The following is a 10,231-nucleotide window of genomic DNA, read 5'->3' as shown; positions in this document are numbered from 1 at the left end:
TCCACTTTAGATATTTGTTTAAGATGAGATGTAACTCATTGAAATGTGTCATCATATTCGTCGTCAGAAAACAAGTATTATGCCATTATTTCAATGAGTTATCTTTTTTTGTCGTGTACAAAGCAAAATTTTAAACAATGCTATGACATAAGGCCATTTTCGAACTTTATTGGGGAACTTTATGCCTAAATCATCTCGTGACTTATTTTCACCGGATGTATTCGACCTTAAGTCGTTTATTTCTCCTTATATGATGATCATTCCTCCGACGATTTTTGCCTTGCTGATCTGGTGGACCAATCAAAGTTTTGGTTTCGTCTTTACCCATACCATCGCGGAACTGATTTCCATCATTATCGCGCTTACAGCACTGATAGTGACTGTAGTATCGCGGCATTTTACTAAAAATTATTTTGTAGTTTTCATTGCGATTGCCATTGGCTGGTGTGGATTTATTGATCTGTTCCATACTTTGCTTTACAAAGGCATGCAGATTCTTCCTGTGGACAGTGCCAATCAGGCCACACAATTATGGATTGGCGCCCGCCTGTTGCAGGCTTTGACCATGCTCGTCGCACCATTCATGCTGACACGCGCGATCAAGCCTATCCCGCTGAATCTGTTTTTTGGTCTGCTCAGTGCCGGGATTGTGACTGCAGTCATGCTGGGTTTCTTCCCCACCGCCTTTGTTGATGGGCAAGGCCTGACCCCTTTTAAAATTTACAGTGAATATCTGATTATTGCGGTGCTGGCACTGGCGCTGATACTGGTCTGGCAGCGCCGCGAATATTTATCGCCGCAACTGACATTTGGGGTCAGTCTTTCCATGCTGACCATGATGGCCTCTGAATTTACCTTTACCCAATATGTGTCCGTATATGCCGATGCCAATCTGCTGGGGCATATCCTGAAAGTTTATTCCTACTGGTTCATTTATATGGCACTGGTCGAGTCGACCATCAAAGAACCTTTTAGTATGCTGTCCAAGGCGGCCAGCACCTATGACACCATTCCGGATCCGACCTATATTGTCAGTTCCGACCAAAGCATTCAGCAGGTCAATTTGGCGGCAGCCCGGCTACACGGTATTGCTGCGGCACAATTGACCGGATCTTCCGTGCATGAACTGGTGCATGATCCTCGTGTAAAGGCCGAGGATTGTCCGGTCTGTTCCAGGCTGCAGCAGGCACCGCAAGAGTTTTTAATCCAGTTGACCTTGCCGGACCGCAAAACGGTTGAGTGTCATGTCGCCCCCTTTGCAGAACGCCTGGGCAAAAAACCGGTCTGGGTTATGGTGGTGCATGATATTACAGACCGCCAGCTTTTACTGCAGGATCTGCAGGAAAGGGTTAAAGAAGTACGTTGTCTGAACCAGATCAACCAGCTCTGCAACCACACGCATACGGGCATGACTGAACTGTTGCAGAAAGCCATGGAAATCATCCCTTCCGGCTTTTCCTCTCCGGAAAGGATTCATCTGAGGATTGACAGTGACTGGGGTATTTTTGGCACTGAACCTCCTGCCGAAACGCCCTATCTGCAGTCGGCCTTTGCCAATGACACCCAGAAATTCGGAAACTTAACAATTTGGTATGCTCAGGCACCGGATACGCCCGCTTTTCTGGATGAAGAGCAGAGTCTAATCGATCACATCACCAGCCAGATTACCAATGTTTATATCCGGTTACAGTCCCAGGGGCGGGTAGCACGTTTAACCTATCTGTACCAGCTGCTTAGTGAAACCAACCGGGTGATTGCGCATAGTCAGAACCAGCAGCAGTTGCTGACTGAGTTGCAGCAGGTACTGCTGAAGCTGGGTAGTTTTGCCAAAATTCTGATTGCGCTGAAGGTTGACGATCAGGCGGACAGTCCACTGGTGATTCAGTTCCATCATAATATTAGCGCTAATATTTTGCCCACTTTGCAGACTGCCTTGCAGCAGGATCAGAATACTCCGTTGAATCAGTTGAAAAATACCAGCCCTGATGTGGATGTTTATAGCTATACATTGGTCAATGATCCTGATAAGGGTGTTTCTCCGGAATACCGGACCTGGAGACAATATTTAAAACAGGAGCAGATCCATCAAGCGGCATTAACGCCGTTGCTGTTACAAGGCCATTTCTGGGGACTGGTTGGGCTGTACACCACGGGCCAAGTGGAATTTGATCAAGAGCAAATTCAGCTGCTGCAAAATCTCTCCAGAGATATTTCATTTGCGTTGGAGCGTTTTGCAGCTGAGCAGCAGCGTCAAACGGCCGAAACCTATTCGCAGCAGATGGAACAGCGTTTCCAGCAGGTGTTTTTGCAGTCGCCAGTACCGATGCATATTATTTCCATACTGGATGAACGCATTCTTGCAGTCAATCTGGCCTATGAAAAATGGCTGGGATACAGCTTAGAGGATTTTCAGGACCGGGAAGCTTGGTTGAAAAAAGTGGCACCAGATGCAGAACAAAGACAGTTGATGCAGCGGAGCTGGCAAGCGGCCTTGCAGTTGGCGAAAAACGGCAAACAGGTGCAGTTTCCTGAAGTTACCCTAGTAGCTAAAGATGGTAGTCAGCGTATTGCGCAGCGTACGCTGGCGATTGTCGGTAATGATGCGATTTTGGCCTGGGCTGATCTGACCACCATCCGGCAAACCGAGCAGGCATTAAGAGACAGCGAGCAGCGGTTCCGTGGCATGGTTGAACAAACAGTGGTCGGAATGTATGTACTGCGCGACAATCAATATTTATACGTCAATCCAAGTTATGCCAATATGCTAGGTAGATCTGCCGCCGAGCTCAACGGACATAATATTTTGGAGTTTAGCGATGCGGCTGCAGACACGCTGGCGTTGATTCACCAAGCTGAGGATAGGATACAGGCGGCAGAGCATTTCAGTATGCCATCTATCGTTCCGTTCCGACATCGAAATGGTCAGATCCGGGAATTTTCTTTGCATAGCCGTCACATTACTTGGGACGATGACTTGCCTGCCGAAATTGTTATGGCACAGGACATTACCGAGCAAAAGCAGGCACAGGACCAGATTGCCCGGCAGCTGGAACAGCTGGAGGCCACCATGTATGGCACCTTGCAGGCGGTATCGATCATGGTGGAATTGCGCGATCCTTATACTGCAGGGCATGAACGCCGTGTCGGTTTGATTGCCAGTGCGATTGCCAAAGAAATGGGCTGGGATGAAAAACGCTGTCTGCAGATGGAAGAAATTGGACTGGTACATGACATTGGTAAAATTTCTATTCCTTCCGAGATTCTGACCAAACCTTCTCGTCTGACTCATCTGGAAATGGAAATGATGAAAGGCCATGCACAAGCCGGTTATGAAATTCTTAAGGATGTTCCTTTCAATATTCCGATTGCTGAAATCATTGGCCAGCATCACGAACGGATGGATGGTACCGGTTATCCTAAAGGATTAAAAGGTGATGAGATCCATCCTGAGGCCCGTATTCTGACCGTGGCAGACGTGATTGAGTCAATGGCTTCGCATCGTCCTTATCGTGCGGCTTTGGGGGTTGAGGTGGCCCTGGCAGAAATCTTACGTGGACGCGGGACGATTTATGATACGGAAGTTTGTGATGCAGCAGTACGTTTAATTAAGGAAAAGGGATATGTCCTGCCAAGTTAAACAGGCTTGAAGACCAGCTGAATAGCAGCCAAAAAGTTATTCACTCTTTGAGTTTAATGGGAATTGGGAAGACCGATATTTTCGAATGCTTTAAATTGAAGTATTAAGGTGTGTTCAGAATTAGGTCAATAAAACTATTCCGTTTATAGTTTCGTTATGGATAGATACCTATTTACAGATGCTCAATGAGAAAAAATGGAACTACTCTGCCTCGGTAAAGTCACAGATCGGGGTCGGATCGGTACAAATAATAGATTATTTCTAGAAGCTTTATTGTGGACTGCACTTAGAGGTAGTCGATGGAGAGATTTACCATATGATTTTGGCAAATTGAATACTGTTTTAAAAGGTTGATACTGCTGGGTGAAAGCCCGTGTATTCGAGAATTTTTGAATTAGTCAATGTGGATTCTGATCTTGAATACGCCATGGTGCAAAAGGGAGAGCTATTCCTAAGCGATTGGTCAATCAGAAGATGGAATGACTACTAAAATCCTTGCCTTAGTCGAGAGTTTGGGAAATTTGGTTAAATTCCGCTTAATGCCCGGACAATCTCATGATCTTGCTGAAGTTAAGTCACTGATTAAAGATATAGATTTTCAGGCATTATTAGTAGATAAAGCTTTTGATGTAGCTTAGTTATTGAAGGAGCTTGATCATCGTGGAGTAAAAGCAGTTATTCTCCGAAAAGCCAAGCGTAAAGTTCAGCGTATATTTGATCGTTGTATGTATAAATGGCGGCATTTCATCGAAAATTACTTTGAAAATTGAAAGAATTCAAACGTATTGCCATGCGTAGTGATAAAATAGACTCAAATTTTGCCGCCATGATTTATATTTGTGTGAGCGTAATTAACTCTCGTTCATTCTCAACACACCTTAGATTAGCTTGTAGATGTATTATTAAAAAAATCGAGTAACTCAGAGTATTGAAAATCTCCTAAATCTACTCCATTTTGCGCACGTATTCGAACAGATGATAGTTGTGCTTCCTGCTCACCAATGATGATCAGATAAGGTATTTTTTGTAGCGTATTTTCACGGATTTTATAGTTCAATTTCGTTTGACTTAAATCTAATGTTGCCCTAAAGCCATACTTTTTAAGCGAGTCTTGGACGTGTTTGGCGTAATCATGTTGTGCATCTGTAATTGGTAAAATTGCGATTTGAACCGGTGCAAGCCAAAATGGGAAATGTCCCACATAGTGTTCAATTAAAATACCAATAAAGCGTTCAAAAGATCCAAATAAAGCCCGATGTAACATCACAGGTCGTTGTTTTTGATTATTTTCATCAATGTAATGAATATCAAAACGTTCTGGTAAATTTAAATCAACCTGAATCGTCCCGCATTGCCATTCACGACCAATAGCATCTTTTAAGGTAAATTCAAGTTTGGGACCATAAAATGCACCTTCACCGATATTTAAGGTATAAGGGATATCAAGCTGTTCAAGAGATTGTTTTAGTGTATTTTCTAAAAAATCCCAAATTTCATCTTTACCGACACGATGATCAGGACGTGTGGATAATTTGATCGAAATTTCATTGAAACCAAATTGTTCATAAATTTTATAAATGAGAGCAATCGTATCTTTACATTCAGATAAAAGCTGGCTGTCAGTGCAAAAAATATGGGCATCATCTTGGGTAAAATGGCGAACGCGCATTAATCCATGTAAAGAGCCAGATGGCTCATAGCGATGAACTTTACCAAATTCTGCCATGCGTAACGGTAAGTCTCTATAACTTCTTAATTCATGTGCATATAGACAAACTGCGCCAGGACAACTCATTGGCTTAAGCGCGTAACTCCGCTGATCTTTAGTGACTGTGGTAAACATGTGCTGCTGATAGTTTTGCCAGTGTCCCGAAATTTCCCAAAGCTCACGATCCATGACATCGGGAGTATTAACTTCAATATAACCCGCATCATCTTGTTGCTGGCGTAAATAATCTGTCAATAACTGAAATAATTTCCAGCCTTTCGCATGCCAGAATACGGCACCAGGTGCTTTATCATCAAAATGTAGCAAATCAAGTTGCTGTGCTAATTTACGATGATCTCGTTTTGCTGCTTCTTCAACTTGCTTTAAATGTTTTTTTAATTGTTTTTGGTCAGCCCAACATGTGACATAAATTCGTTGCAACATAGGGTTTGTAGAGTCGCCTTGCCAATATGCACCAGAAACATGAGTCACTTTAAAATGTTCTAAAAATTCAGTATTTGGAACAAGTGGACATAAGTAAACATCAGAGAAATCATTATTTTGATGAAAATATAATGTGCTTAAATCACTCATATTTTTTAAGTGTTGATATTTAAAATCAGAATTTTGCTGTTTAAAAAAATCAGCGGCTTGATCGGACGTAATCTTTTCTGTGCGTATATCTAAATGTTGTTGTACCCACTCATGCATTTTCAGTTCAATTTGTTGCAAATCATCCTGATTAAAGGATGGAGTATCGGCGAAGTCACAATAAATACCATAATCAGTAATCTTATATTCTACGGGGTGAGCAGAAGGGTATAACTGATGGACAGCCTGTGCCAATAGATAAGCATAGGAGTGTCGTAGTAGATTTAAATGATTGTCATCGTTCAGACTGAAAAGTTCGATGTGACAGTCATGCTGGATAACATAGTGTAAATCAACGAAATGAGCGTCAACTTTAGCGAGAAAAGCTTTTTTATAGCTTTGAATTTTGAAACGAGACAAAACCTCAGAAATCGCCATGGATTGTTCGAGTTGAAAATGGTGAGTTGAACCAAGAAAATTAAACTGGATATTCATATAGAGTCATCTAAATACGGGTAAGGCTATTGCAGATTAGCGGTCAATTTCTAAAGCTTGACCCTGACAGTTAAGATAAGGTTGCTGTTGATGCCATGCGAGTTGACCAGAAATGATGGTTGTATCCACCAGATGGCGGAATGTTTTCTTTTGGAAGGGTGTCCAGCCGCAACGCATATAATTGGTTTGTTCAGCTACAGATTGTTTTTGATGATTTTCACGGATGAGGACTAAATCTGCCCAATAACCTTCACGGATATAACCTCGATCTTTAATGCGGAATAAATCAGCAACCTGATGTGAGGTTTTTCTTACCAGTGTTTCAATCGATAGTTTTTGATCTGCCACTAATTCTAATAATGCAGGTAATGCATGTTGAACTAGAGGTAAGCCTGAAGGGGCATTAAAATAAGATTGTTGTTTTTCTTGCCATGTATGCGGTGCATGATCTGTACCAATAATATCAAGACGATGGCTATTAGAAACTGCCTCAATAAGCGCCTGTTTGTCATTGCTAGTCTTAATAGCTGGATTACATTTTATTAAATGGCCTAAATCAGCATAATCAGATTCATCAAAAGTTAAGTGATGTATACATACTTCAGCAGTAATATGCTTTTTGTCCAATGGCAAATTTTTAAATAAGCAAAGTTCTTTTGCTGTTGTCAGATGTAGCACATGTAACTGTGTACCGAATTTTTCAGCGAGTGATACGGCTAACCGCGAGCTTTCAAAACAGGCTTGTTTATCCCTGATTTTAGGATGTAGGTATGCAGGGACATCTTCGCCATATTGATCACGATAAAACGCTTCCAGTTGTTTAATCCGTGGCGTGGATTCGCAATGTGTTAATAAAATAGTGGGTACATTAGCAAATAAGCGTTCTAAAATCTTTGGATCATCAACCAGCATATTACCCGTTGATGCTCCCATAAAGACTTTAACACCGCTGACCAATTTAGGATCAAGTGCTTCAACAATCTCTAAATTTTGTGCACTTACACCAAAGTGAAATGCATAATTGGCTATGCTATGTTGGGCTGCAATTCCTTTTTTATAGTGTAGTGCAGTTAAGTCCAATGTAGGAGGATTGGTATTTGGCATATCCATGATACTGGTAATTCCACCTATCGCAGCTGCCAAAGACTCTGAGACAAAACGCCCTTTTTGTGGTGAGCCTGGGTCACGGAAATGGACTTGATCATCAATCATGCCTGGGAGTAACCATGCTCCATCAGCCTCGATGCTTTTGGCATTGTAGATACCCGTTATATTAGATTGGATTTTACTAATACGACCTTGCTGAATGAGCACATCACAAATTTGTTGCTGCCCCTCATTAACCATATTCGCATTACGTATAATTAGATTGGGGAGTTGTCTAAAATTCATTTTGTAATGCCTTATAACCTTGTACCAACTCAATATTGGTGCTCACCACACTTTCAGAAAATTCACTGATAGAAATATCGATTGGAGGGTACTGACTTAAGTCCGTTCGAGCATTGATATAACTCATCGCAGGTACATAAAATGATTCAGGCAAATCGCGACCATCGACCACTGCATTATGACGGATGGCACTATGATCACCGACTTTACAGTTGAATAAGACGCTGTTAAAGCCGACAAATACGCGGTTACCAATCACACATGGACCATGAACAATCGAACGATGGGCGATGGATGAGTTTTTTCCAATTGTGACTTGTGCACCTGCTTTTGAATGAATGACAACACCATCTTGGATATTTGAATTTTCACCGATAATGATGGGTTGCATGTCGCCATTTTCATCTACTTCATCTGCACGGATCACTGCATAAGGACCGACAAATACGTTAGCTTCAATGATGACTTTTCCACAGATAATTGCGGTTTGATCAATATAAGCGGATTGGTCAATGATAGGGAGATGACCAGTTGGATTTTTACGAATCATGGTAATGTCTTCGATGTTGTATAAATTGGCTAAATGATGGGCTGAGTTAAAATTGTGGCGTGTTGTTTGTTTAATCCAAGATAAAAACAATTGGGACGATCAGTGTGGCAGGCGGGTCCAGTCTGTTCGACCAAAAAGAGAATGCTGTCACCGTCGCAATCAAGTCTGGCTTCAATGAGTTTTTGACGATGTCCTGAACTTTCGCCTTTTCGCCATAAGCGCTGCCGCGAGCGAGACCAATAGCAAACCTGTCTTGTATTCAGGGTTTCAAGTAGTGCATCACGGTTAATCCAAGCAAGCATTAAGACATCTTTACTCTGTATATCTTGTGCGATTGCAGTGATTAATCCATCCTTGTTCCAGGGAATGGCATCAATAATGCTTGCCAGTTCATAACATTGCCCCATCTTTCCTTGTTCGATGTCTAGAAAAATTGTCGAACTTACCATTGCCATGAACCCTGCGCGACTGCATCGTGGGCATGTAAGCTTTCAGCATGGATGACTTTAAAGTTAAATCCTGCAATACCTGAGTAGTTGACAAATGCGTGGTATAAGCGGCGTAAAGCATCTTCACAGAACATTAAATTTTGACCATTTGCTAATGCGAATGCCTGCTCATCTACACGTTTGACAGCAGTCTGAACGGGTGTTGCCAAGGCTTGTTCTGCATGGGAAATGAATTGTCGAATTGGAATAGACTGTAAGCAAGGGTCTAATTTAAAACGTAGCTGAGCAAAACTTCTTTGGCTGTGTGGTGTTGCTACAATCGCGTCTGTTGTACCTAACCACGCCATGACATCATCCGTGTTTTGTGGATTTATTTTTTTTGTATCAACGGCATCTTGAAAGCTTTTTTGAATGAGGTCTCGTGCCAAAGCCGCAGAACAAGGACAGGTTGAAGAATAGGTGATTTCTATTGCTAATTCAGCTTCAAAAGTATGCTCATTTAACTGACAGCATAAGCTGAAGGGATAGCTTTTCCAGCCCGATAGTACACTGATTAAAGCAGGTTGTTCTAAGTTAAACTCCGCTTGAATATCAAGGCGGGCTTGTTGAGAGAGCTCAGTATGACTTGCTAAGAAATCCTGAAGTGTTTGATAAATGTGATTTAAAGTTAGGTCAGGCAGTGAATGGAGCTCCAGCAGTCGAGTATACAGTCTAGACATATGGATGCCTTTGGCCTGAGGATCATCTAAGCTGACATAGGCATTTACTTTACTGGCACACAGTGTGTTTTGAATTTGAATGGGCAAAGCAATATTTTCCATTCCGACCCAATCAAGAGGATAGGTATGTGTGTGAAGAAAAGGCGCAGACGAGATATCTGGGAGTTGCGAGGCATTCATATTGGAAAGCAAGTATTATATGTTATGTTATAACATAACATATAATGAGTATTGTTTCTAGTCCGGCCTTGATAAGAACCGATAAATACTCAATTTTCTATTTTATTTTTTGGAATTTCTACAATATCCAAATAAGATTAGAGAATGTCCTGTGAGTTGGAAATCATGATTTTCTGCAATACTTGTAAGTAATTTTTCAATTTCTTCATTCTTAAACTCAATGATTTGGTTTGTTTTTTGACATACAAGATGATCGTGGGAAGTATCTTGTTTTATTTCAAATAGGGCATGATTATGATCAAAGTTATGGCGTTGAATAATACCTGCCATTTCAAATTGAGTTAAGACACGATAAACCGTCGCTAGTCCAACATCTTCATCTTGTTCTAAGAGCCTATCCAGTATTAATTTCATTCTTTTTTAGCACTTAAAAAAAGAATTTGTTAAAATTATTCAATGAGAAAACCATATCCCAGCGACATTAGTCGAGAAGCCTTTAAAGAAATTGAA

At 41.5% G+C, this 10,231-nt stretch carries 8 protein-coding genes and 1 pseudogene; 3 read left to right on the top strand and 6 right to left on the bottom strand.

Going from position 1 to position 10,231, the window contains the following annotated elements; translation table 11 throughout:
- Nucleotides 1-181: 181 nt before the first annotated feature.
- The 3 genes from FTT83_RS14565 to FTT83_RS14555 all read left to right on the top strand — a co-directional run bounded on the left by FTT83_RS14565 (nucleotide 182) and on the right by FTT83_RS14555 (nucleotide 4,275).
- Nucleotides 182-3,637, top strand: coding sequence for an MASE3 domain-containing protein (locus FTT83_RS14565; RefSeq protein WP_180082292.1), 3,456 nt, complete (start codon nucleotides 182-184; stop codon nucleotides 3,635-3,637).
- A gap of 195 nt (nucleotides 3,638-3,832) precedes the next feature.
- Nucleotides 3,833-3,991, top strand: coding sequence for a transposase (locus tag FTT83_RS16370; protein ID WP_171263236.1), 159 nt, complete (start codon nucleotides 3,833-3,835; stop codon nucleotides 3,989-3,991).
- Nucleotides 3,992-4,116: 125 nt separating this feature from the next.
- Entirely contained in the window at nucleotides 4,117-4,275 is a 159-nt protein-coding gene (locus FTT83_RS14555; protein ID WP_180044566.1) for a hypothetical protein, read from the top strand.
- 245 nt (nucleotides 4,276-4,520) lie between these two features.
- Here FTT83_RS14555 and thrS read toward each other — a convergent pair whose 3' ends face one another.
- From thrS to FTT83_RS14525, 6 genes and pseudogenes are all read right to left on the bottom strand, one after another.
- The gene (thrS, locus tag FTT83_RS14550) at nucleotides 4,521-6,431 is read right to left on the bottom strand and encodes a threonine--tRNA ligase (protein ID WP_086197113.1); all 1,911 of its coding nucleotides are present in this window, start codon (nucleotides 6,429-6,431) and stop codon (nucleotides 4,521-4,523) included.
- A 36-nt stretch (nucleotides 6,432-6,467) separates the two neighbouring features.
- Nucleotides 6,468-7,823, bottom strand: a complete 1,356-nt coding sequence (locus tag FTT83_RS14545) for a dihydroorotase (protein WP_180044070.1) — start codon at nucleotides 7,821-7,823, stop codon at nucleotides 6,468-6,470.
- Complete coding sequence (locus tag FTT83_RS14540) at nucleotides 7,813-8,373, bottom strand: carbonate dehydratase (protein ID WP_166171516.1); 561 nt, start codon at nucleotides 8,371-8,373, stop codon at nucleotides 7,813-7,815. Before FTT83_RS14540 ends, FTT83_RS14545 begins: the two co-directional genes overlap by 11 nt.
- Nucleotides 8,374-8,402: 29 nt before the next feature.
- Nucleotides 8,403-8,822 (bottom strand): phosphoribosyl-AMP cyclohydrolase, encoded by a 420-nt coding sequence (gene hisI / locus FTT83_RS14535; RefSeq protein WP_180044072.1) that lies wholly within the window; start codon nucleotides 8,820-8,822, stop codon nucleotides 8,403-8,405.
- Entirely contained in the window at nucleotides 8,816-9,721 is a 906-nt protein-coding gene (gene folE2 / locus FTT83_RS14530) for a GTP cyclohydrolase FolE2 (RefSeq protein WP_180044074.1), read from the bottom strand. The genes hisI and folE2 overlap by 7 nt, the downstream gene beginning before the upstream one ends.
- A 102-nt stretch (nucleotides 9,722-9,823) precedes the next feature.
- Nucleotides 9,824-10,126, bottom strand: a pseudogene (locus FTT83_RS14525) (Fur family transcriptional regulator); the annotation flags it as partial.
- Nucleotides 10,127-10,231: the final 105 nt, after the last annotated feature.

The sequence above is a fragment of the Acinetobacter sp. YH01018 genome (assembly GCF_013420295.1).
GTDB lineage: Bacteria > Pseudomonadota > Gammaproteobacteria > Pseudomonadales > Moraxellaceae > Acinetobacter.
Note: the sequence above shows the minus strand (reverse complement) of the source record. Positions and strands in the feature narration are given on the sequence as shown.

Excerpts from the sequence above, each read along its gene's own strand:
- FTT83_RS14565 (WP_180082292.1), top strand. The coding sequence starts at position 182 with ATGCCTAAATCATCTCGTGACTTATTTTCACCGGATGTATTCGACCTT.
- FTT83_RS16370 (WP_171263236.1), top strand. The coding sequence starts at position 3,833 with ATGGAACTACTCTGCCTCGGTAAAGTCACAGATCGGGGTCGGATCGGT.
- FTT83_RS14555 (WP_180044566.1), top strand. The coding sequence starts at position 4,117 with ATGACTACTAAAATCCTTGCCTTAGTCGAGAGTTTGGGAAATTTGGTT.
- thrS (WP_086197113.1), bottom strand. The coding sequence starts at position 6,431 with ATGAATATCCAGTTTAATTTTCTTGGTTCAACTCACCATTTTCAACTC.
- FTT83_RS14545 (WP_180044070.1), bottom strand. The coding sequence starts at position 7,823 with ATGAATTTTAGACAACTCCCCAATCTAATTATACGTAATGCGAATATG.
- FTT83_RS14540 (WP_166171516.1), bottom strand. The coding sequence starts at position 8,373 with ATGATTCGTAAAAATCCAACTGGTCATCTCCCTATCATTGACCAATCC.
- hisI (WP_180044072.1), bottom strand. The coding sequence starts at position 8,822 with ATGGTAAGTTCGACAATTTTTCTAGACATCGAACAAGGAAAGATGGGG.
- folE2 (WP_180044074.1), bottom strand. The coding sequence starts at position 9,721 with ATGAATGCCTCGCAACTCCCAGATATCTCGTCTGCGCCTTTTCTTCAC.